Source organism: Flammeovirga agarivorans (genome assembly GCF_012641475.1).
Lineage (GTDB): Bacteria > Bacteroidota > Bacteroidia > Cytophagales > Flammeovirgaceae > Flammeovirga > Flammeovirga agarivorans.
This window is the reverse complement of record NZ_JABAIL010000005.1, coordinates 64,983-88,744: the sequence shown is the minus strand read 5'-3', so window position 1 is coordinate 88,744 and position 23,762 is coordinate 64,983. Positions and strand designations below refer to the sequence as shown.

The 23,762-nt window shown below is 32.9% G+C and carries 17 protein-coding genes; 12 read left to right on the top strand and 5 right to left on the bottom strand.

The features are described from left to right. Position 1 precedes the first annotated feature (1 nt). A complete protein-coding gene (locus tag HGP29_RS16450; protein WP_168883530.1) occupies positions 2 to 802 on the bottom strand; it encodes a hypothetical protein in 801 nt (266 codons plus the stop codon). A gap of 1 nt (position 803) precedes the next feature. Beyond that, the gene (locus tag HGP29_RS16445) at positions 804 to 1,622 is read right to left on the bottom strand and encodes an ABC transporter ATP-binding protein (protein WP_168883529.1); all 819 of its coding nucleotides are present in this window, start codon (positions 1,620 to 1,622) and stop codon (positions 804 to 806) included. A gap of 311 nt (positions 1,623 to 1,933) precedes the next feature. On the opposite strand from HGP29_RS16445, the gene HGP29_RS16440 reads away from it, so the two are divergent. The 5 genes from HGP29_RS16440 to HGP29_RS16420 all read left to right on the top strand — a co-directional run bounded on the left by HGP29_RS16440 (position 1,934) and on the right by HGP29_RS16420 (position 9,149). After that, on the top strand, positions 1,934 to 3,262 hold the full coding sequence (locus HGP29_RS16440; RefSeq protein WP_168883528.1) for a TolC family protein: 1,329 nt from the start codon (positions 1,934 to 1,936) through the stop codon (positions 3,260 to 3,262). 12 nt (positions 3,263 to 3,274) lie between these two features. Further along, positions 3,275 to 4,528, top strand: a complete 1,254-nt coding sequence (locus HGP29_RS16435; RefSeq protein ID WP_168883527.1) for an efflux RND transporter periplasmic adaptor subunit — start codon at positions 3,275 to 3,277, stop codon at positions 4,526 to 4,528. A 32-nt stretch (positions 4,529 to 4,560) separates the two neighbouring features. Then, on the top strand, positions 4,561 to 5,250 hold the full coding sequence (locus tag HGP29_RS16430; RefSeq protein ID WP_168883526.1) for an ABC transporter ATP-binding protein: 690 nt from the start codon (positions 4,561 to 4,563) through the stop codon (positions 5,248 to 5,250). Positions 5,251 to 5,262: 12 nt separating this feature from the next. Then, positions 5,263 to 7,620 carry an ABC transporter permease gene (locus HGP29_RS16425; RefSeq protein ID WP_168883525.1) on the top strand — a complete coding sequence of 786 codons (2,358 nt, stop codon included), beginning with the start codon at positions 5,263 to 5,265 and terminating at the stop codon, positions 7,618 to 7,620. 113 nt (positions 7,621 to 7,733) lie between these two features. Beyond that, a complete protein-coding gene (locus tag HGP29_RS16420; protein ID WP_168883524.1) occupies positions 7,734 to 9,149 on the top strand; it encodes a BCCT family transporter in 1,416 nt (471 codons plus the stop codon). A gap of 546 nt (positions 9,150 to 9,695) precedes the next feature. On the opposite strand, the gene recA is transcribed toward HGP29_RS16420, so the two are convergent. After that, a complete protein-coding gene (gene recA / locus HGP29_RS16415) occupies positions 9,696 to 10,742 on the bottom strand; it encodes a recombinase RecA (RefSeq protein ID WP_168883523.1) in 1,047 nt (348 codons plus the stop codon). Between the two features lie 413 nt (positions 10,743 to 11,155). Here recA and HGP29_RS16410 point away from each other — a divergent pair, with 413 nt between their 5' ends. The 4 genes from HGP29_RS16410 to HGP29_RS16395 all read left to right on the top strand — a co-directional run bounded on the left by HGP29_RS16410 (position 11,156) and on the right by HGP29_RS16395 (position 17,273). Next, entirely contained in the window at positions 11,156 to 12,538 is a 1,383-nt protein-coding gene (locus HGP29_RS16410) for a pyridoxal-phosphate dependent enzyme (protein ID WP_168883522.1), read from the top strand. A gap of 165 nt (positions 12,539 to 12,703) precedes the next feature. Continuing rightward, positions 12,704 to 13,417 (top strand): hypothetical protein, encoded by a 714-nt coding sequence (locus HGP29_RS16405; RefSeq protein WP_168883521.1) that lies wholly within the window; start codon positions 12,704 to 12,706, stop codon positions 13,415 to 13,417. Between the two features lie 392 nt (positions 13,418 to 13,809). Continuing rightward, the gene (locus tag HGP29_RS16400) at positions 13,810 to 16,494 is read left to right on the top strand and encodes a TonB-dependent receptor (RefSeq protein ID WP_168883520.1); all 2,685 of its coding nucleotides are present in this window, start codon (positions 13,810 to 13,812) and stop codon (positions 16,492 to 16,494) included. After that, a complete protein-coding gene (locus HGP29_RS16395) occupies positions 16,494 to 17,273 on the top strand; it encodes a hypothetical protein (protein ID WP_168883519.1) in 780 nt (259 codons plus the stop codon). The genes HGP29_RS16400 and HGP29_RS16395 overlap by 1 nt, the downstream gene beginning before the upstream one ends. A gap of 58 nt (positions 17,274 to 17,331) precedes the next feature. On the opposite strand, the gene HGP29_RS16390 is transcribed toward HGP29_RS16395, so the two are convergent. Continuing rightward, positions 17,332 to 17,832 (bottom strand): GNAT family N-acetyltransferase, encoded by a 501-nt coding sequence (locus HGP29_RS16390; protein WP_168883518.1) that lies wholly within the window; start codon positions 17,830 to 17,832, stop codon positions 17,332 to 17,334. Between the two features lie 105 nt (positions 17,833 to 17,937). Here HGP29_RS16390 and HGP29_RS16385 point away from each other — a divergent pair, with 105 nt between their 5' ends. After that, a complete protein-coding gene (locus HGP29_RS16385; protein ID WP_168883517.1) occupies positions 17,938 to 20,307 on the top strand; it encodes a TonB-dependent receptor in 2,370 nt (789 codons plus the stop codon). Positions 20,308 to 20,353: 46 nt separating this feature from the next. Here the strand turns inward: HGP29_RS16385 and HGP29_RS16380 are convergent, their stop codons facing one another. Beyond that, positions 20,354 to 21,400 (bottom strand): aminopeptidase, encoded by a 1,047-nt coding sequence (locus tag HGP29_RS16380; protein ID WP_168883516.1) that lies wholly within the window; start codon positions 21,398 to 21,400, stop codon positions 20,354 to 20,356. Positions 21,401 to 21,619: 219 nt separating this feature from the next. Here HGP29_RS16380 and HGP29_RS16375 point away from each other — a divergent pair, with 219 nt between their 5' ends. Together HGP29_RS16375 and HGP29_RS16370 are read left to right on the top strand one after the other, a co-directional pair. Continuing rightward, positions 21,620 to 21,952: a hypothetical protein gene (locus tag HGP29_RS16375; protein ID WP_168883515.1), complete on the top strand. Its 333-nt coding sequence runs from the start codon at positions 21,620 to 21,622 to the stop codon at positions 21,950 to 21,952. Positions 21,953 to 22,065: 113 nt separating this feature from the next. Continuing rightward, positions 22,066 to 23,706 (top strand): C45 family autoproteolytic acyltransferase/hydolase, encoded by a 1,641-nt coding sequence (locus HGP29_RS16370; protein WP_168883514.1) that lies wholly within the window; start codon positions 22,066 to 22,068, stop codon positions 23,704 to 23,706. The last annotated feature ends 56 nt before the right edge of the window (positions 23,707 to 23,762 follow it).

Sequence of the window (23,762 nt, the reverse complement as noted above, 5' to 3'; positions counted from 1 at the left end):
CTTACAACTCTTTTTCCGTCAACTTCAAATAACTACTATATACAATCACAGCATTAGCCACTAGTATATAGAAAATAACAAATAGTAAAGCAGCTTCAGATGTTGAAAAGAAGAATAGAGGATTCTCATTTGTGATATATTCACCAACTCCCATTTTTTCAAAGATGGTATACACCAAAAAACCATGAAAAGTTAAAAATGCTGCCACAAAAAGTACCGATTTTATCAAAGGCCATTTTGTAAAAACTGAGTTACCAGTGAATATTAAATTCATGATACTAAATGGAATCAAACATACTATCGTTGCTAAAAGCTTTTTGATATATACCTCATGCTCACTTCCAATAAAAATTTCTTTAGTGATGTTCGTAACAATATCTAATCCTGTGTACCCAATACCCGGATTGATTATTTTATGCAATTCTCCTTCGGTCATATAGGCAAAAAGTATTACTAAAGGCAATACAAATACACCTATTAAAACTGTAGATAAGTATTCAAAAAGAAATTTTTCGAATTGTGATACAGGAAAAGTTAAGAAAGTAATTAACCTCTTCTGAGACCTAAAAGCTGCAAAAGCACGATTAATAATCACAGTTCCTAATACAACGTAAATGAAAATAAGTAGTGCAGTTAGATCTCCTTCAGTAATTGGAGATTCATTTAAAGCCCGGATGCTATATAAGCCCACAATTATCATAGATATGATAGCCCCTAAACCATAATAAAATAACTGCTTATTATAAGTGAGTTCCAAAGAAACATATTTCCCGAAACGCTGAAAGTCAAATAAATTATTCATTCTAGATAAATTTTGTGAAGTCGTTCATTAAAGCATTAAAGAAAAGTTCAAGATCTACTTGAGTATCTTCTTGGTCTTGTTTTGGAGCGATTGTTTTATACCCTCCAAGCACTTGTTCCGCATATAAGGTTTCTGCGACTTTGATCTGAGGAACTTTAAGGAAATCGTACTTTTGAGTTAAATCAAAAATAGATTCGTTATAGATTACTCCACCTTTATCCAATACTATCAAGTGATCGATAATTGTATCGATATCTTTTACCTGATGAGTGGAAATCATAATCAGTTGATCTTCTTCAAAGTGACCTGCCATAATTTTTCTAAAAATCGCTTTAGAAGGTATATCTAACCCGTTGGTCGGTTCATCCATTAGAATTAACTCGGCTTTTGTGGCCAATGAGAAGGCAATAATTACTTTTTTCTTCTGACCATAAGACAACCCTTTAAGATTTAGCTCATCGTTAAGTTCAAACTTACTCAGCAGTTCAGCCATTAAGCCTTTATCAAACCTAGGATAAAATACAGATGTGCTTTCAACAAAGCTTTTAATCGAGATAGGAGGAAGTTCGAATTCTTCCGGAACTAAAAATAGTTTCGATAGGAAGGAAGGCTTTCTTTTAAATGGGATTTCACTTAAAACATCAATACTTCCTTTATTGGGTTCTAATAGACCACTTAGAAGTTTAAAAAAGGTACTTTTACCAGCACCATTTTTTCCTAACAAACCAACAATTTTACCTGTATCCAGATCTAAATTAAGTTGGTCGATGATAGTCGCTTTATTAGAGTAACTAAATTGAAGAGAATTAATTGACACCATATTATTTATAGTTGTTATTAAGTGCACTAGTTATATAGTGCACTGTAAAAGTGGTGTAAATAAATTAATATTCCAAATAAGAAATCATTTTTTAATTAATTCTGTAGTCCAAATTGAGAAGTAAAAAACTAATATCAACGGATAAAATAGGTATGATAAACGAACTATAACCGTAAAATATTTTTACAAATAGGTGTATAAAAATTTTACACTCTCTTTACATTAATAACATATAAATAACTAACAATCAATTATTTAAATAAAATAGTTCACTTTTTCTATGGTTAGTAGTATCACATTAAGAATAAAACATGAAAAAGTGGATTTATTACATAGTAATGTTATCAGTATCAACATCTGTAGTTGCACAGAAAAGTTGGCAATTGAATGAATGTATCAATTATGCTTTAGAGAATAACCTAGATATTATTCAAAAAGAATTGTTGGTAAAACAAAGTGGGGTAGATGTCAAAGAAGCAAAATGGAAATTCACTCCCAGTTTTAGTGGTAACGTTAATGGGAATTTCAATGCAGGGAGATCTATTGATCCTAATACTAATGGATATATCAACAATCAGTTCTTCAATAATTTTGGCAACCTCAATATGAACTTTACTGTTTTTCAAGGCTTTAAATTGAAGAACGAATTACAATTTCAAAAGTATCGACAACAAGCTTCTCATTATCAATTACAGGACGCACAAGAGCAATTAGTCTTTGAAGTGATGCAAGCATTTTATGATGTAGAATACTACTTCGAATTATGGGAAATCACAAAAGATCAAATAGAGCTTTCTGAAAAAATCGTTGATAGAGCCAATACTCAAAAAGAAGTGGGGTTAAAAGCTGAGGCCGATGTTGTAGAAATGACAGCACAGTTAGAAAAAGAAAGATTACTGTCTATTCAAGCTTTTAATAACATGATGGAAGCAAAGGCCATCCTTATCAATAAAATGAATTTCGATAGGGGTATAAATGATTTACAATTGAGCTTTACTAACACTGTGAATAAACTAAATGATTTTGGAACAACTGAAGATCTTTTTTCAAGTTTTCAACTTACTTCTTCACAAATACAATCTCAATATCTACTACTTAAAGGGAGTGAAAAAGATTTAAAAGCTACGAAAGCCAATTATGTTCCACAACTTACGATGACTGCATCGATGAATACGGGTTATTCACAAACCAATAAAGACTCGGAGAATAATATTATACCGTATCAAGACCAACTAACTAATAACCTCAATCAAGTAGTGGGGTTCAGTATATACATTCCCATTTTCCAACAAAATACTATACGTTTAAATGTACAACGGGCTAAGATAAACCAATTGGAAGCAGAAAATCAGCTGCAAAAAATTAGAACTGAAACTAAGCGTATAGTAGGTAACGATTTAAGAGAGTGGAAAGCTTTAAGGGTAGAAATTATCCAAGGAGAAAAAGTTTGTTCTTCTGCACAGGTTGCCTATAAAGTAGCCTTACAAAAATATGACGAAGGACTTATTGATATCATCAATTTATTAACAGTAAAACAAAAACTGGGACAGGCAGACTTGGATCTTTTGCTCTCCCGATTGAAGTGTCAGACCAAAGAAAAATTACTGATGTTTTACCAAGGCAATAAATTCTGGCTTTAAAAATTAATTCATATGGATACCGTAATTCAAGAGAAAAAAAAGATCAAAGGTAAATACTTTCAATGGTTAGGTTTTATCGCTTCTGCTTTCGTATTGATAGCCTATTTAATTATTTCAATCAATGATACTTCAACCATTGTTATCGGTAAAAATAAGCTTCAGATTTCTGAAGTAAAGCAAGAAAAATTTCATGATTATATAAATTCTAAAGGCAAAGTACAGCCAAAACAAACTATCTATTTAGATGCTGTAGAAGGTGGTCGAGTAAAAGAAATTATTGCTAAAGAAGGTAGCAAAGTCAACAAAGGAGAGGTAATTATAGAGTTGGAAAACAATGAACTTTACCAACAAATACTGAATAGTGAAGTCGCATTAGCAGAGAAAGAAAACTACCTCAGAAATACCCGTATCTCTTTTAGAAATGACATGATTCAATCTAAGAAAAACCTATTGGATAGCGATTATCAACTTAAAAGAGCTAAACGAAATTACGAACAACAAAAGCGATTACTCACCAAAGGATTGGTTCCGGAAGAAGACTTTATTAAAGCTAAAGAAGATTATGAATATCAAGAAAGCATGTTAGAGATCAATTGGATGAAATTGAAAAATGATTCTCTATTACAAGTAACTACCATGCAAACTCTCGAAGAAGATTTAGTAAAAATGAGAGAAACATTAAAACTAGTACGTTCACGTTTAGAGCATTTAAAAGTGACTGCTTCAACGGAAGCACATTTGGGAAATTTAGATGCTGAAATCGGTCAATCTATACAAAAAGGACAACACCTCGGTATTCTATATGATTTATCCGATGCTAAAATAATCGCGGATATAGACGAACGGTATATTACCAAAGTGAAAAAAGGATTGAAAGGAACATTTCAATATCAAAACAAAAACTATTCATTAGTGGTCGATCGAGTATACCCTGAAGTAAATGATGCTGTCTTTAAGGTAGAACTATTATTTGACCATGACAAACCATTAGATCTTAGAACAGGACAAACTACTTATGTAAAATTAGACTTGGATGATCCTGTTGATGCCTTAACCATAAAGAAAGGAAATTTCTACAGCGAGACTGCTGGAAGATGGGTATATGTTATATCTAAAGACGGTACTTATGCACAAAAAAGAGAAATAAAAATTGGAGCTCAAAACACTTCAAAATATCAGATTATTAGAGGTTTAAAAGCTGGAGAAAAGGTAATCATTTCAAAATATGATCAATTAGGCGGCTACGACAAAGTTGTCTTTAAATAAAAATAATTACATTATAGTATAACTCAATCATCATGATCAAGCTAGAAAAAATCAATAAGTATTTTCAAACTGAAGAAGTACAAACGCAGGCGCTGAAAGATGTTAACCTACATGTAAAAGAAGGAGAATTTATTGCCATTATGGGTCCTTCGGGGTGTGGTAAATCTACCTTACTTAATGTTATTGGTTTATTAGAAAGTCCTACTTCTGGTAGTTATCAGTTAGATGGAAAAGAAGTAGCCGACTACAAGGAATCACAACGTACCAATCTCCGAAAAGGAAATATTGGCTTTGTCTTTCAAAACTTCCATTTGATTAACCAACTGACTGTTTCTGAAAATGTCATGCTTCCATTAGCCTATCTGGACCTTAGTAAAACAGATAGAAAAAAGAAGGTGGAAGATGTACTCGATCGTTTAAAAATTAGCCATAGAAGAAATCATTATCCGCAACAATTATCGGGTGGTCAGCAACAAAGAGTGGGAATTTGTAGAGCTGTAGTTGCTCAACCTAAGTTGATATTGGCCGATGAACCAACAGGTAATCTAGATTCTAAAAATGGTCAGGAAGTAATGGAGTTACTCACAGAATTAAATCGTCAGGGGGCAACTATCGTCATGGTGACGCACTCACAAAGAGATGCAAACTATGCACACCGTGTGATTTCTTTATTGGATGGGGAAATCGTTACTGAAGTTGAAAACGAAATTGATTTATTCTAAAACCTTCTGATCATGTATAAACTATATCTATCATTAGCGATCAGAAACCTGATCAAAAACTATCAAAATACCATCATAAACCTATTAGGGTTAAGTTTAGGGTTGGCAAGTGCTTTGTTCATTTTCCTATTCTTCCACCTAGAAACTAATTTTGATAACTTCTACAAAGACTCAATTTATAGGATCACACATAAAAGAACATTTTATGGAAATGTTGATTTTTCAGCACAGGCAAATTATCCCGAAGGAGGTACTTTTCTAGAAAAAGTAGAGAATATAAATGAAATGTTCATGGTGAGTAACCCAGGACAAATGCCAATTTATATTCTTGACCAACGACATGAAGAAGTAAATACTGCCGTTGGAGCGGCAAATTATCTTGATTTTTTTGGGATGGAATTGATCAAAGGAAATGATCAAGAGGTACTACAAACCAAAAATAGTACAGTTATATCTGAGTCTTTTGCAAAGAAGGTTTTTGGTAATGATGATCCCATAGGACAAGAGCTAGAAATATATGGAGATAAGCTATCAATTGATGGTATTATGCCCGATCGACCTGCCAATTCTCATTTACAGTTTGATATACTATTACCTTTAAAATGGGTGTCGGAAACTAATAATGCTTATTTGGGGTGGAATGGTGGTTGGACTTTTAACGTCTACATCAAATTGCTTCATGAAAATCAGAAAGAAGAAACAATAGCAGCTATGGATAAAATATTGGCTGGCATTTTTACTCAAGAAGATTTATCAATAAAAACAAGCTTACAACCCATTGAAGAAATACACTTGGATCAAGGATTGAGTTTTGAACCTAGTGCACCAAGAAGTATCGAAAGTTTATGGATTATTATTGCGGGTGGTGTAATCATTTTAGTATTATCTCTTTTGAACTTTGTAGTACTTTACACCGCTCAAAAAGATGAAGAAATTCATTCACTCACTTTAATGAAAATTTATGGTGCACATCACCGAGATTTATGGATTTCAACCTGCTTAGAAGTTTTTATTATGGTAGGCTCAGCGATTCTTATTTCTCTCCTTGCACTCAATATTGCTTTACCATTTTTAAACCACCAATTAGTAACAAGAGTATTTTTAAGCAACTACATTCCATACATTGTTGGGTTTTATGTTACCATTGGAGTAGTTCTTACTATGTTACTCAGTAGTCTATCACTACGAGGTATTAAAAAGACCTCTCTTTCGAGAAGTTTAAATGGTCAAACGAGTATTTATTCTTCAAAAGGTAAAAGTGAAAAAGTTCTATTGGTGCTACAGTTTTCAACAGTATTTGTCTTATCCTGTATTGGTATTACTGTTTATCAACAACATCATTATTTACTTCACAGAGACTTAGGTTTTCAACATGAAAATGTATTTACCATCGATTTATCTTCAGCAGTTCCATTAGATGAGTTGAATAATTTTAAACAAAAAATTCTAAAGAAACCTGGAGTAGAAGCTGTGAGTATGTCTTCTCAAATGATAGGAGTCGGGCTTACAAAAAATGGGTATAGATTAAGCGATCATGACAAAACTGAAATATTAAATGCTTTGTATGTGAGTAATGATTTTTTAAAGTGTTTTGATATACCTCTTTTAGAAGGTGAGAATCTTCATACCAATAAAAAAATAAGTGATTATCAATTATTGGTGAATGAAGCATTTACAAAATTGGAAGGCTGGAAAGGACTCGGTACCATTGTACACAGAAACGGTCGAGACTATGAGGTTGTAGGGGTGATTCCTTCGATTAAATTTAATTCACTCACCCAACAAAGTGGACCGTTGGTTATTACATCCTCAGCAAAAATTGATGGTTGGGAGTTAGATTATATCAATGTAAAAACATCTTCACCAGATCCTTATAAGTTATCACAAGAACTTAAAGAAGAGTTTCAAAAAGACTTTCCAAATGTTCGTTCTTTTATCTATTTCTACAATGATGAGATTGCATTAAACTATGCTTCCATTAAAGGGCAACAACAGGCTAGCTTTTTCTTTGGATGTATTGCATTACTCATTGCCATATCTGGGCTTTGGGGGATAACAAGGTTTTCTGTTCTTAAACGTACTAAAGAAATGAGTATTCGGAGAGTAAATGGTGCTTCTAGAATTGATGTTTTGTTACTCTTCAATAAAGATTATTTGCAATGGATTACTTTATCTTTTCTAATATCAATACCGTTGGCTTATCATTTTAGTGCGGATTGGATGTCTACATTTCCAGATCGAATTGATATTGATTTTATTACTTGGTCTATTCTTGGTGTTGGCATATCAGGTATAGCAATATCAACAATCACTATTATTTGTTGGAAGGTTGTCAATATTAATCCTTCAAAAGTATTGAGAGACCTTTAAAAAAGAAATCATAAATAAGTAATATCATTAAGTATCTAAGACTTTCTTAGGTACTTTTTTATTTCCCTCAGTTGAGGTGATTATATTGTATACTCATCTATAAAAAACTGTCCATGAAATTATCATTTAACCAATGGAGTATTATTATTAGTATTCTTATTGGATGCCTATTTATTTTATTCCCTGAAGCTACAACCAATATTTTAGATCATGTAATTAATGCCATTTTACATTCTCTTGATCGATTTTTACTATGGATAGTTACTGGCATTTTAATTCTCTGTTTGATTATTGGTTTCTCTCCATTGGGAAATAAAAAACTTGGTGATCAACCTCCTGAATTTTCTACATTTTCCTGGGTAGCTATGCTATTTGCTGCAGGCATGGGAAGTGGGTTAATTTTTTGGGGTGTAGCAGAACCTATCTATCATTTACAATCTCCTCTAAATACAGATCACTCTCCAATGATGGCATTGTCTATCACTAATTTCCATTGGGGGATTCATGCATGGGCTGTATATGCTTTCTCAGGATTAATCATTGCTTGGTTTTCCTATAATAGAGGCAGGGGTATGAATATCTCTTCAACTTTTAGTGATAGTACTACTCGGAAAGCATTTCAATCGTTCGATATGCTTGCTGTTATGGCGATTATTTTCGGAGTAGCTGGAACCTTAGCCAATTCTATTGCACTTATTCAAACCGGTGTAGAACATTTAGTCCCTTATGACATTACTGGACTTCCATTTCGTTTAATTGTACTTCTATTTATTTCCATTGCTTTTATGCTATCCTCAGTTAGTGGTCTTCAAAAAGGGGTGAAAACTTTGAGTGATTTCAATGTCATTTTAGCATTACTGATTCTTCTTATCATTTTTCTAATGTCTTCTCCATTTGATACTCTGAAACTATTTGTTGAAGTATCTATTTCTTATTTCAAAGACTTGCCCTTATTATCTTTTATCTTACCTGAAAGTGCTAGAAAATGGTCTCAATCCTGGACGATTATTTACTTTTTATGGTGGATTGCTTGGGCTCCTTTTACAGGGTTATTTATTGCGAGAATTTCAAAAGGGCGAACCATAAGAGAATTCCTTTTTAGCATCATTGGATACCCCACTATTATTACAATTTTTTGGTTTACTGTTTTTGGTGGAAATGGTTTATTTAGCGATCAAGTGGCCACTCTACAAAGTGTCATAAATGAGAATTATACGAATGGACTCTTTGTGTTTCTTGAAGGATTACCTTTTGGAACTACTCTTTCCTTTTTATGTATTCTGCTACTCGTCACATTTGTAATTACAAGTGCAGACTCTGCCATTTTTGTCACTGCAGCTTTAACAGGAAATAGTTCTAAAGTGAATAAGATAATATGGTCAGTTTTACTTCTTGGAATCTCAAGTGCTTTATTAATTAAAAATAATGTTGACCTCAATAAAGTAATTGCTATTACTGGTGCTATACCTTTTACTTTTATTCTTCTTTTTCAAGGTATTATGTTCTTCAGAGATATTTTCAAAAAGTAATACATCAGAAAAAAATAGTCTTAAAATCACATATATTAAAATGAGTTTAAATAACTGATTATAAACACATTAAATATTAAATATTTAGATTTAAATATTTAAAATTAAACTAAGATATAACTATTACATAAATAGCCATTAAAACTAAATTTTTCACCTTTTGTATCGTAATCTTTAATGATGTAATCAGTAAGATTATTTGCCTAGTTAATAAGCAAAATAGATGGTTAATACAATGAAAATTCATCAAAAATATACATATATTAAAAATAATATAAATAGTTGATTTACAGTCAAATAATTCATTATTTTCAATGGTGAAATTTTATAAATTAAACTAAGGTATAATTGCTATTTCATACCATTTATTTCTCTTTTTTTAATGGTCATAGATTAAATAAAAACTATTCCATAGAGAGTAAAACCTCTGATCTTTTTCATTCTTGGATTTAGTACAAAAAAATACCCTAATCTATACAGACTAGGGTATTCTACTACTGATTTATTTAAATAAAGAGTATCCCTCTCTTCGTATTAAAATCTCAATTATTCTGCAGTTTCTTCAACTACTTCCTCTTCAGTACCATGACCGAAAACTTTTGTTCTGATCTTTTCTTCTAATTCCTCCATTAGCTCTGGATTAGATTTGATCAGTTCTTTTACAGTTTCTCTACCTTGTCCTAATTTAGAACCGCTATATGAGAACCAAGATCCTGCTTTATTCACAATATCAAAGTCAACTGCCATATCTAAAACTTCACCTGCTCTTGAGATACCTTCACCATAAAGGATATCAAATTCAGTTTGTTTGAATGGAGGTGCTACTTTGTTCTTTTGAACTTTCACTCTTGTACGGTTACCAGTTACGTTATCAGCAGATTCTTTGATCGCACCGATACGACGAATATCTAAACGTACAGAAGCATAGTATTTTAATGCATTACCACCTGTTGTTGTTTCAGGGTTACCGAACATTACACCAATTTTCTCTCTTAATTGGTTAATGAAGATCGCTGAACAATTTGTTTTTGAGATGGCACCCGTGATTTTACGTAATGCTTGTGACATTAAACGAGCATGAAGACCCATTTTACTATCACCCATATCACCTTCTAATTCTGCTTTTGGTACTAATGCTGCAACTGAGTCAACAACTAATACATCAATTGCACCTGAACGAACTAATTGTTCTGCAATTTCTAAAGCTTGTTCACCATGGTCTGGCTGAGCTACTAATAGGCGTTCCATATCGATACCTAATTTCTCAGCATAGATTTTATCAAAAGCATGTTCCGCATCAATAAATGCAGCCATACCACCTTGCTTTTGTGCTTCAGCAATAATGTGAAGTGTCAAAGTAGTTTTACCAGAAGATTCCGGACCGTAGATCTCAATGATACGACCTTTAGGAATACCTCCTACACCTAACGCTAAATCAAGACCTAATGAACCAGTTGAGATTACAGGAACCTCTTCTACATTATCATCAGTCATTTTCATTACAGCTCCTTTACCGAACTGTTTTTCCAATTTAGCAATAGTAGTTTCTAATGCTTTTAACTTTTCTGTGCTTTGCCCTTTATCCGCAGCCATGATAAAATATTTTATAGTGTGTATGTTTTTTACTGTTATATCAACTAGGAAGTATCCCTTTTTGTTGATAATACAAACTTAGGGGAGTAGAACGTATTCTAGATACGTTCATCAAAAATATTAAAATTATTTTCGATGTTTTTTTAAACAAATCATTAAAAGTCTCAAAAATGAAACGTTTAACGATTAATATTTACTCAAATGTAAAACATAAAAATTTAAAATACTAACAAAGAGTAAATTAATAACATTTAATTGACAAATAATTAATCAATGATCAAATAACAAGAATAAATTATATACAAAAAATAGAGAAGTGCTCATTTTCTTAGAGTTACTTCATCTTAAATTCTTTCTTACTTCAGATCTACTTATGTACATTTGTAACATCACAAGAAAACTTTATACAACATATGAACAAACCACATGATCTTATATCATTAATTGGTAATACTCCTTTAGTTAAAGTCAATGCTATAGATACTGGCAAGTGCGAGTTATATCTAAAACTAGAAAATCAAAACCCGGGTGGTTCTATCAAAGACCGTATTGCTTTGAGCATGATCGAAAATGCTGAGAAAGATGGTACGATAAAACCTGGAGATACTATTATTGAAGCTACTGCTGGTAATACAGGATTAGGACTAGCTTTAATTGCTATTCTCAAAGGATATAAACTGATTCTAGTAATGCCTGACAAAATGAGTAAGGAAAAAGTAGCTCATTTAAAAGCAATGGGAGTACAGGTGTTAATGACAAGATCTGATGTGGGTAAAGGGCATCCTGAATATTATCAGGACATGGCTTTAAGAATTTCAAGAGAAAAAGGTTATCACTTTATTAATCAGTTTTCAAATCAGTACAATTCTTTAGCACATGAATTAACTACAGCGCCAGAAATTTACGAACAAATGGGGCAAGATGTAGATGCTGTAGTAGCTGGTGTAGGATCTTCGGGTACTATTTCTGGTATGGCTGCCTACTTTAAAAAAGTAAGTCCAGAAACAGATTTAGTTTTAGCAGATCCTGAGGGTTCTATATTAAAGGACTATATCGATACAGGAAAATTTGGAGAAGCAGGTTCTTGGTATGTGGAAGGAATTGGTGAAGACTTTATTCCAGACATTGCTGATTTCTCTCAGACAAGAACAGCCTATTCTATTACAGATAAAGAGAGTTTTGTTACTGCAAGAGAAGTGTTATTAAAAGAAGGTATCCTAGCAGGTTCTTCTTCTGGTACATTGATCGCTGCAGCTTTAAAATATTGTCTAGAACAAACAGAACCAAAACGAGTAGTGACGTTTGTTTGCGATAGCGGCAATAAATATTTCTCAAAACTATTTAATGATCATTGGATGAAAGAGAAAGGGTTTATCGAAAAAGAGGTATTCGGAGATCTTCGTGATTTGATCTCTAATTATTATTCGCAGGGCGATGTTGTCACTGCAAGCATCGAAGACACATTATTAGATGCTTACAAAAAAATGAAAATGTACGATATCTCTCAGCTTCCAATTATGGATGGGGATGAAATCTTGGGGATTATCGACGAATCAGATATTTTATTTAGTGTGTATGAAGACGAAACGGCATTTGAACGTTTTGCTGCTGAACACATGACTTCCAACCTTGTTGTTGTACAAGTATCAGATAGTATCGACCGATTGATGGAAATCTTCAGAGACGGTATGGTGGCAATCTTAATGAACGACAAGAAGTTTGTTGGTTTAATCACAAAAATTGATGTCTTAAACCATCTAAGAGAACAAACAGCCAACGACAAAGGAAAAGGATAAACTTTTTTGAGGTAATAGGTATGATGGAAGAGTGAAGAGGTACTGAAGGTATCTTTTCACTCTTTTTTGTAGATGCTCGCTTTATCGAGCCTTACGAAATCTTAAAATTTTTTTTCATACCTTAGTGAATGAAAAGTAAGCTTAAATCAAACTAATACAGAAACAATGAAAACTTCTCTTTGTCTATTATTTATATCTATTTTCTTATTTTTTTCATGTACAAACAATGAAGAAATAGCAGAGCAACATAAATTAAATGTAACTGTTGAAGAAGGTGAAATTTTAGATTTATATCTTATCAAAGTCGAAAATGATCAACGTTTCTTTTTAGAAGCTGAAAGTAATCAACTCAAAGAAAATGGAGTGATAGATCTTCCTGAAAATGGCACCTATCAAATATTAGTAAAGGTTGATATAAATGATACAATGTATGGTGACTTTAATATTTTTGAAATCAATGAACAAAAAAATACTTCAGTTACACTTTCTCCTCAAGACCAGGTAGGATCACTAAAAGTTTTTGTCAAGGGAAATTATTCAAACAAGAAATTATACGCTGCTTTGATAGTAGAAGAAACTCCTTATATTCCTAATACTTCTTCTATTGAAGATGTTATGACTAATTTCATCAATCATTCTATTATTATTTCAGATAAAATAAATCAAGATGGAGCTATTATTATAGAAAATATTCCTGCAGATAGTAAAAATATAGATGGATATGGAAATTGGGTCTATTTAACAAGTAGTGTAGAATCCGCTTATTGTGCCATAATGGTTTATGATGAAGATTTTACTGTTAATGCATTTGCAACTGTATTTAATATTAAGGCTCATGAAGAGGGCTTTTGCAATGTATTAATACAAGCTGTTTATTAATGACCTATCGAAATTATTAATAGAAAAAGCTGACTTATGTGATGTTTATTAGTCAGCTTTTTCTATTTATCTCCTAACAAATACCAATAACAACTATCACATTATTTATTAAAAAACGATGTGTTACTAACTTATTCACATTAGGATGATGAACCGTTAATATCTAGTGTATATTCCGTTTATATCAATGATTAGAGAAAAAAGATTTTGTTTTATGTTATACCTCTAATCCAAAAAAATCCTTCAAATTAGCTATTGATCCTTTATCAGTTGATCTCATTTTTTAAGCTTGAGTGAATAAAAAGCTTAACAGCACCGTAATATTCAACGACTACTTTTGCACCCGAAAATTAAAACCAATTAAAAAATCATCTCAGAAAACTAAATCAATTATGCGACTTTATTTACACTACTCATTGTCGGCAATTTGTTTTTTTCTATTGATATCAGAAAGTTTCGCCCAACACACCGATCTCTACGGTAAAGTGATTGGTCCTGATGGCGATCCACTTCCATACGCTCAAGTAAATGTTATGGAAACTACATTTGCGAGTATCACAGATATGGATGGTAACTTTCATATCAATAATATTCCTTCTGGTCATTATTCGATTGCTACTACTTATTTAGGATATAACGCAGACCTAATTAATGTGACACTAATAGATGGTGAGCCTTTTAAATTGACTATCAAAATGAATACTGATGTTACTGAATTAGATGGAGTAACTGTTTATGGTGAGTTTACTAAAGGTCAAGCGAAATCATTAAACGAGCAGAAAAATGCGGTCAGTATCAAGAACATTGTTTCTTCAGAACAATTCTCAACTATGCCCGATAGAAACGGAGCTGAAGCCTTACAACGTATTCCAGGTATCTCGATTGTAAGAAATAGAGGAGAAGGACAAAATATTCAGATCAGAGGAATGGCTTCTGAATACAATCAGGTGCAAATGAACGGAACTCCAATGCCCGGTGGAGAAGACAGTAGAGGTGCTGCACTAGATTTTATGTCTGCTGATATTATGGAATCTATTGAAGTAAAGAAAACATTAACACCCGATATGGATGGTGGAGCTATCGGCGGTGCGGTGAATTTTACTTTAAAAGATGCTCCTTCTGAATTTACCTTAAGAGCGATTACATCGGGAGGTAAAAACTTTCATGCAGATCCTTTCAACGATGGTTGGGGTTTAGGTCAACAGAATCATAGTTTATATGTAGGTAATCGTTTCTTCAATGATAAGCTAGGAATATATGCAACTGGTAGCTATTACCTTACCAATAGAGGAACTGTTTTAGAAGAATATACCCTCAATGATGATGATCAGCTAACCAGAAAAAGATGGAATGATTATGATGTAAGAAGAGAGCGTTATGGATATAATGTTGGTATGGATTACCAATTCAATGATAATCATATCATCAGAGCCTCTTATAATTCTAACTTCTTTAACGATGACAGAAGAAGAGGAAGAACTAACTTCAACTACAAATATGATCTAGATACTCCTGATGCACCTATTTCTTCATTTACAGAAGATAGAGAAACCCAAACAAGAGCAAAAAGAACCATGACAGATATGTTTGGATTAGGTGGTGAACATCGCTTTAAAAGTGGCTTAAAATTAGATTATAAAGCAACCAGAATTAAAACGGTGATCGATGAACCGGACGGTACCCAATATTACTTTAGTAGGAAGCTAGGTACTTCTCACTTTGATACGATGAATCCTTGGGATATTGATGGAACAATGGCATTAGAACCTAACAATCCATTAGAGATGAATAAACCAGTTAGATTGGATACTAAAGAAAACACTGAACTGGATCACTCGTTTACTGTGAATGCATCTCAGCCTATTCGTTTATTTGGAGAGACTTCTACTATTTCTGCAGGATATAAATTTTGGCATAAAGATAAAGTCAACAATGCCCAGAGATTTATGATGGAAAATACATCTCCTATTTACTTAGCACCAGGACAATTCTACAGAAGAGATTTAAGGTTTACAGATGCAGAATTCAGTACCCTGCCATTAGGTGATCCTCAAGAAAATTATGAAGTCAAAAATCAAAACTATCAAGCAGATGAAATTATCAATTCAGGTTACTTGATGGGAGATATTCAATGGACATCAAAATTTAATACTTTAATCGGTGCAAGAATCGAAGCAACAAGAAACAGCTATGAGTTTCATGAATACGATGAGGACAATGGCCAATACTTAAGAACGCTTTCTGATAATTCTTCCTACATTAATGTACTACCATCTATCAATGCTGTCTACCGAATCAATGAAAGAAATATGATTAAGGCAGCCATTGCACAAGGATTAAGTAGACCATCATTTACTTCTTTAATTCCAAGAGAAGTGATCGATGATGAAAACTTTACTAAGCGTTTATCCAATCCTGATCTTCAACCAGCAGTCTCTACCAATTTTGATTTAATCTTCGAAAGATACACTAGCAATATGGGCTACTTTACAGTGGGTGTTTTTGCGAAGTTCCTAGAAAATCAAATCTATACTTCTAAGAATTTTGTTGAAGAGAATGGTCAGGTATGGGAAATTACTAAACCTGAAAATGGAGAAAGTTCACACCTTTATGGATTTGAGGTGGCCTATAATAAAAACCTAAGAGACTTAAATATACCTATGTTGAAATGGGTAAACGTAATGGCAAACTATACCTATACTCTTTCTGAACAAGAACTGGAAGATGGTAGAAAAGTAGTGATGGGTAATAGTCCTAGAGATATGGCCAATGTGATTCTAACCTACGATAACCCTAAAAATGGATTTATGATTGCTATTGCGGGTAACTACAGAGGTCCATTATTGATTGATGTAGCAGATAGAGAAGATAGAGATGTTTATTTCACTTCACAATTCCATTTAGATATTTCTGCCAGCTACAAAGTCAACCAACAATTTAGTGTATTTACACAGATGAATAACCTAACCAATCAGATGGAAATAGAAACATATGGAAATCCTTCATATGATCACTTATTACATCAAACAGAACAATACGGTCCAACAGTTACAGTAGGTTTAAAATTCGAATTATAATGAAAAGGTTATATATCACTTTCGTTCTTGGTCTTTTGTTCTTTAGTGTAAAAGCTCAAGAAGAAATTAAAAAATATGATGCTCCACATGCCCGTCAGGCCGTGGCTGCTACAGAGGAATTCTTCTTTGTTATTGACAATAATGTTATTGTAAAAAGAGATATTAAAGATGGAAAGGAGATCAAAAGGTGGGAAAATAAGCGTTTGAAACATCTCAATAGTGCATATATCCAAAATGATACGCTGTTTTGTGCTCATTCTAATTATCCATCTATTCCAATGCATTCTTCTATAGAAATGTGGGATATCAATACATTAGAACATATCGGGTCGCATAGTTTTGGTATTGATATAGGATCTTGTACTTGGATTGTTCAACATGAGCAACATTGGTATGTCATGTTTGTTCATTATGCCAATGAAGGAAAGATGCAAAAAAATAGAGATGTATCATGGTCTCAACTAATAAAATATGATCTCAATTGGAACAGGAAAGAAGGCTGGGTTCTTCCTAAAGAATTGATAGAAAAAGTATCTCCATACAGCATATCTGGAGGAATCATTTTAGAGGATAATTCACTACTCTGTACGCATCATCACTTTAAAGAATTATATAAACTTCAGTTTCCAAAAATGGGATCCACCCTTGTATGGGAAGAAACAATTCCAACAGAAATTAGAGGACAAGGAATTGCTTTAGATCCAAATGGAAATCTATGGGGAATAGATAAGAAAAGTAGGGAAGTGATAAAAGAAAAACTGACCACTATAGGTAAATAGTAGTTACTCAGATAAAGATAGATTTAGTAAAAGAGTATTGGGTATGAACATTTCATATCTAATACTCTTTTAGTTTTGCATAAAGATGCTCATCATAAATCACATCATTTTTTACGATAGCTCTTCTGTGAATTCCTTCTAATTGAAACCCATTTTTCTCAAGTGCTTTCATAGATCCTTTGTTGTAATCGAATACGCCTGCAAATATCCTTTCTAACTGTAAGGTCTCGAAACCATATTGCGTTACTTGATCAATTGCTTCAGTAATAATTCCTCTGTTCCAATATTTTTCTCCAATCCAATAACCAATTTCAGCATTAAGTCGGTGAATATCTTCTAATCGAATTAATCCGATAACACCACAAAAATCTCCGTTATAAGTAATGGCAAAAGTATTTTGTTGTTCTTCTTTATGAGTTAAATCAATAAAAAAGTCAGCATCAGATAATGAATAAGGATATGGAATTCTATCTCTTAAGTTATCGAGTATCTTCCTATTATTGATCAACTCTACAATTATAGTTCTGTCTTCTTTTTGAAGTTTTCTTAATGATATCATCGTATAAAATTAAAAAATATATTAGTGAAAATAGGGGTAAATAATCATTGACGGGTCTTGAATATGAAAACTAGAAATCATGTTCATCAAACTTAACATCAATCAATGAAACGTATAACGCTATTATTTTTTATACTTCTGTTAAACCAAACATCTTTCGGACAAACATTTTCCATTCAAGGTAAAGTAATTGATAAAGTCAGCCAACAACCTATTATTGGAGCCGCTATACAGATAGAAGATTCGTCTCCAATCGTTGGAGGAATCACCGATGAAGAAGGGGTATTTGTGATCAGTAACCTTAAGTTGGGTCGATATACTATTTTGATTCAATCCATTGGGTATAAAAATATCAGACAAACTGAAGTATTGGTTTCGGGTGAAGGCAAGAACCAGATCAATTTCGAGATGGAAGAGCAAGTAACGACACTTGATAATATTACGATTTCAGCAACAAACGATAAAGATGCATCCAATGTCATGTCGGTGGTCAGTAATAGATCATTTACTATTGAAGAATCCAATCGTTTTGCTGGAGGTTTAAGTGATCCATCCAGAGTAGCTTATAATTTTGCCGGAGTTACATTTTCGGCTCCTCAAGATAATGGTGTTGTCATTCGAGGCAACTCTCCAACTTCTGTACTTTGGAGGGTCAATGATATTGATGTATCAGGGGCTGCTCACTTCGGTGGTGGTAACTTAGCTGGAGCAGGACTTATTTCTATTTATAGTGCGAATGTATTGAGAGGAACAGATTTTTTTACTGGTGCTTTTCCTTCTGAATATTCGAATTCCACTTCTGGAGTTTTTGATATCAACTTTAGAAAAGGAAATACAGAAGAACATCATCATTCGGTGCAATTGGGTATTCTTGGTGTAGATTTAGCTTCAGAAGGGCCTATTAATAAAGAAAAGGGGTCTTCTTACCTCATTAACTATAGACATGGCTTTATTGGATACATTGGTAAATTATCAGGAGGTACTGCTCCCAATTTTCAGGATCTATCGTTCAACCTTTCCTTTCCATCAAAAAATAAAGGTCAACTGAATATTTGGGGTATGGGAGGATTAAGTGATATCGAAACTCCATATAAAAAATATGTACATGAAGTAGACGATGAAGACCCGACAGATATTAAATTAAAATACAGAGAGTATGACCAAGACTTTTTAGATAAAGATATTGATTTCGGTATGGGTGCTTTAGGAGCCAATTATTTATTACCACTTGGATCTTCCAGTGTTTTATCCACAAGTGTAGGCGTCACTACCAATCTGTATAAAAACAATACACTATATTTTGAGCAAGATGCTGATACTTTAAACACAGGTATTTTACATCCTCATGAACAACAGCAAAACATTGAAAGTAAGGTTACTTTTGCTTCCACTTTTACTACCAATATTACTAACAGGCTAATCAATAAAACAGGTATTCGAACTGATGTCATTCAATCGGATGGATATGCTTACAAAGTAGATACGCTGATGGGAGATTTAAAAAATCGATACGAAAGTAATCTACAAGCTTATAATGCAAATGCATTTACTCAGTTCAAGTATCAATTGCTTCATAATATAAGTGTCAACGCAGGTGTTGCTGTCACTAAGTTTGAACTCGTCGATGAAGTATCACTAGAGCCTAGATTTGGTATTCAATACAATCCTTCTGAAAATATCACATTAGGTGCTGCTTATGGTAGACACAGTAAAAGGGAAGAATTAAAAGTATACTCTTTTATCAATCCCAATACCCAAAAAGTCAATGATATGAAATTATCTAAATCGGATCACTATGTGGGTAGTGTAAAAATCAACCTATCAAAAAATATTCGATTAACTACGGAAGTATATTATCAAGAATTGTTTGATGTTCCAGTATTGCAAGGTACTTCTTATTCTTTTGCCAATTATACGACAATGTGGGAAGCAAATGCACCTATTGTAAATACAGGTACAGGTATCAATAAAGGTATTGACATTACATTAGAGAGATCTATGGTCAATGGGTATTATTATATGCTGACAGGCTCTTTGTATGATTCTAAATATACCGATGATCTTGGAGTAACTAGAAATACATTGTTCAATAGAAACTATATGGCCACTATTACCGCTGGAAAAGAGTTTGTTGTTAAAGGGAAAAACTTGTTGGGAGTGAATATCAACGCGACCTATTTAGGAGGAATACCTTTGACACCTTATGATGAAGCAGCTTCTCACCAACAACAAAAAGTGGTATACAAAGAAAACGAATTGTATACAGTAAAAGGTCAAGATGAGATATGGATGAACTTTGGTATCACTTATAAAATTCCAAAGAAGAAAACCATTAGAACTTGGGGATTGGATATGCAAAATGCATTGCTTACAGAACAAATGAATGGTTATAAATACAACCATCATAAACAAACGATAGATGAGGATAAAGTCTTTTTCATTATGCCAAATTTCTATTACAGAGTAGCCTTTTAAACAAAAGAGGTAGTAAAGAATATCAGCTCTTTACTACCTCTTTTTTCTAGAACAACGATTTATAATTGTCTTTTAGATAATCCATGTAAGCATGGAAATCACCATTGAATTCATTATCAAACTGCTCCTTAAATTCATTTTGTTTTTCTCTGTAGCGCTTGTAACTCATAAAGAAAGTATTGTTGGGAGTGAAATCATTAAAGTAATTACAATAACGATAATTGGCGAAATCTAAATCTTGAATCCCTGCTTTTATTTCTTCTATTTTTTTATTCTTAGCTTCCTGTTTTTCTTCCACTGACATCTCCTCTGTAAATGAGTTATATAAATCGTCTAACTCATTACTACCTTTCAAAATATATTCAGAAAATGTCTTTCTATCATCTTTCCGAGAAATATAATGGATGTATTCGTCTGAGGTTTTTCCGTATTTATAAATCAGAAAACGTTTGGCTCCTTCATCCCCAACAAAATCGGCTAGATTTTCATTAAAAGAAATTGAACTCATGGCATAGAGTGTTCCATGCGTCAACTCATGAATAATTAAATGAGCCAAACTACCTGTATTTCTATTGAGCATACTACTAAGTATGGGATCATTTAAAATACCCAATGTAGACCATGCTGCCACTTCACCCACTTCTGCATCGTACCCTTCTTTTCTAAGAGCATCTCTTGATTGTTTTGCTAAATCGATATCAAAAAAGCCTTTATATGAAAATGTTCCGAAAATAGGAAAAGACCATTTTTTAGCTTCCAATTTAAAAGGATCACAAGCCGTTACTGTCCATAGAATTGGCTTTCCTTTTTGATCATACATTTTGGTATAGCTTTCAGATTCGTCCAAACCAAGAGAGTCAATGGTAAATTGACGAATTTCCTGGATCAAAAGTATCTTATCTTTTTGTTGTTGAGAAAATGATGGATCGTCTAAATATTCCTGTAAAGGTTTAGCATTAAAAATGATATCCAATTGCCCTGCCCCTTGACGAATACCATAAACAGTTTCTTCATGATAGTATCCCAAGAAAACCAACACGGCAAAAAGTAAAAATAAAAGGGAACGCTTTAACCAAGTTTTCCAAGAATGCATATTGTTTATTTCTATAAAGTTTAGTGGATAAAATTACAATGAATTTCCTTTCGACGAAATATTTTTCAAATCCTTATATCTAATATATCTGTAGAATATCGCTTCGTCTTTATTTAGGAAAACCGATACAATACCTTGTTTTATCCTATGTATACTTTTGTATATTTGAATATCGATTCACTTAAATATCGATGTTTATACTACCATAAATAGATACAAATGACTATCAAAACGAATTTTTTAGAAGAATCAATTGTCTCATCATTGCACATTTCAGAAGACGAATTAAATGCAGAGAAGTTTCCAGAATTATCTTTGGTTAAGGTAATATTGGCAGTTTTTGAAAAAGAAAAACAATTGAGTTGTTCTCTTGCTCATACGCACAAAGTAAAACTTTTATATCCTATGGAAAGATATATCGATCAAGGGCTGAAAGTAAAAATTGATTGGAAGGCGTATTCATCACAACATTTTAATGTAACAGCAACGATCAATAAAAGAGATAAAGCACTTTTCAAATTCAATGGAACACTTGCTGTAAATCATAATTAAAATAAGAAAAAGCATTCTTTAAAGTAAAAATTGAAACTTTGGGAATGCTTTTTTATTTTAGAGGGTTAACATATTAAATAATCATCACTCAATACATAACTCTCTAATATACTATGCGAAGACTGGGCATAGCTTTTTTGCTGTTATTCTTTATTCTTATCGTTTGGGTACAATCGTGGCTGTTTATTCCTACTCCAAAAATTAATAATACAGACATTACTCAATATCCTGTTGATACATTGGATGAACAACATCTAATGCTTCATAAAAACTTCATCAATAAAAATGAAGGTGGACTTTGGGAGTTATATACCGAAGGTTCTCCATTTGACATTGGATATAGTACAGGAGTTTTAGCCAAAGAACTCTTGGATCGTCATGAAGAAGCCTACATTAAGAAGATTACTGAAAAATCTCCAATAAAAAATAAGTATGCGATTCGGGCGATAAAATCGATGTACAACCGACATCTTGATAATAGAATTTTACCTGAATACTGTGAAGAAATGTATGGATTATCGAAAAGTGCTAATCCTAAATACAATGCTTATGGTTCAGCATATCAACGTATTTTAAACTATCACAGTTTATACGACATCGAAAGAAATTTTGATGAAGTAGAAGTAAACAGTTCTATTGGCTTTGTACTCACAGGCAACAAAACTTATGAGAGTAATATTCTAGTAGGGAGGAATTTTGAATTTGAAGTTCATCCAGATTTTCAGAAAGAAAAGCTCATACACTTCGTAAAACCTCTAGAAGGATTTAAGTTTGCGTCTATAACTTGGGGTGGATTTGTGGGTACTGTATCGGGTATGAATGAAATGGGATTAACAGTAAGTACAAATCCTGTAGAATCTGATATTCCGACAAAAGCCACCATGCCTATGTCTCTGATTACAAGAGAAATTTTACAATATGCCATGACGGTAGAAGAAGCATTCAATATAGCTCTAACCAAAGAGGCCTATGTTTCTGAAACTATCCTTGTTGCATCAGCCTTTGATAGCACTGCTATTATCATCGAAAAAACGCCAGATGGAATAGATTCTATTCAGATGAGAACCAATGAACTCATCGCTACCAACCACCTTCAAACTGAAAAATTGAGAGAAAATAGAGTCTATGATCCTACATATGCTTCTTATTATAAATCCATCCGTATTCAGGAATTAATCAACAACAAAGAAAAGTTTACTGTTCCGGATATCGCATCAATACTAAGAGATACAAAAGGATTTGAGAATACAACAATAGGGTTGGGTAATAAAAAATCGATTAATTCATTGAACCTTCATCACTCCGTTATTTTTAAACCAAACACTAGAGAAATGTGGGTCTCTGCAGATCATCGACAACTCGATCAGTTTATCTGCTATAATCTAGACTCTGTATTTATTCAAGCTTATAACTATCCTCCAAAACCAACATTAGCTTCCAGTAATAAATACATTCCTAGGGATCATATTAAAGATTCACAAGAATATAGAAACTATCAATCGTTTCAGACCTTTGCCCAACTTATTGAAGACTGGACGCCAGATCTTCCTAGGTTTCAGGACAAAGAACTTTTACATTTTAGAAGGTTAAATCCAGACTCGTATTTAACCTATGAGCTATTAGGTGATTATTTTGCTAAGATGAATGATTGGGATATGGCTCAAGTGTATTATAAAATAGCTCTAGATAAAGAGGTGAGTACTTTCGAAAAAAGAAAAGCCATCGAAAATAAATATTTAATGGTCAGTAAATAAAAAGGCATCAATACTCTTTAGAATAATTGATGCCTCATATGGCAGGCTGATTAGAC

Coding starts and splice junctions, on each gene's coding strand:
- HGP29_RS16425 (WP_168883525.1), top strand. CDS start 5,263: ATGTATAAACTATATCTATCATTAGCGATCAGAAACCTGATCAAAAAC.
- HGP29_RS16435 (WP_168883527.1), top strand. CDS start 3,275: ATGGATACCGTAATTCAAGAGAAAAAAAAGATCAAAGGTAAATACTTT.
- HGP29_RS16370 (WP_168883514.1), top strand. CDS start 22,066: ATGCGAAGACTGGGCATAGCTTTTTTGCTGTTATTCTTTATTCTTATC.
- HGP29_RS16430 (WP_168883526.1), top strand. CDS start 4,561: ATGATCAAGCTAGAAAAAATCAATAAGTATTTTCAAACTGAAGAAGTA.
- HGP29_RS16385 (WP_168883517.1), top strand. CDS start 17,938: ATGAAACGTATAACGCTATTATTTTTTATACTTCTGTTAAACCAAACA.
- recA (WP_168883523.1), bottom strand. CDS start 10,742: ATGGCTGCGGATAAAGGGCAAAGCACAGAAAAGTTAAAAGCATTAGAA.
- HGP29_RS16375 (WP_168883515.1), top strand. CDS start 21,620: ATGACTATCAAAACGAATTTTTTAGAAGAATCAATTGTCTCATCATTG.
- HGP29_RS16440 (WP_168883528.1), top strand. CDS start 1,934: ATGAAAAAGTGGATTTATTACATAGTAATGTTATCAGTATCAACATCT.
- HGP29_RS16395 (WP_168883519.1), top strand. CDS start 16,494: ATGAAAAGGTTATATATCACTTTCGTTCTTGGTCTTTTGTTCTTTAGT.
- HGP29_RS16380 (WP_168883516.1), bottom strand. CDS start 21,400: ATGCATTCTTGGAAAACTTGGTTAAAGCGTTCCCTTTTATTTTTACTT.
- HGP29_RS16405 (WP_168883521.1), top strand. CDS start 12,704: ATGAAAACTTCTCTTTGTCTATTATTTATATCTATTTTCTTATTTTTT.
- HGP29_RS16445 (WP_168883529.1), bottom strand. CDS start 1,622: ATGGTGTCAATTAATTCTCTTCAATTTAGTTACTCTAATAAAGCGACT.
- HGP29_RS16390 (WP_168883518.1), bottom strand. CDS start 17,832: ATGATATCATTAAGAAAACTTCAAAAAGAAGACAGAACTATAATTGTA.
- HGP29_RS16410 (WP_168883522.1), top strand. CDS start 11,156: ATGAACAAACCACATGATCTTATATCATTAATTGGTAATACTCCTTTA.
- HGP29_RS16420 (WP_168883524.1), top strand. CDS start 7,734: ATGAAATTATCATTTAACCAATGGAGTATTATTATTAGTATTCTTATT.
- HGP29_RS16450 (WP_168883530.1), bottom strand. CDS start 802: ATGAATAATTTATTTGACTTTCAGCGTTTCGGGAAATATGTTTCTTTG.
- HGP29_RS16400 (WP_168883520.1), top strand. CDS start 13,810: ATGCGACTTTATTTACACTACTCATTGTCGGCAATTTGTTTTTTTCTA.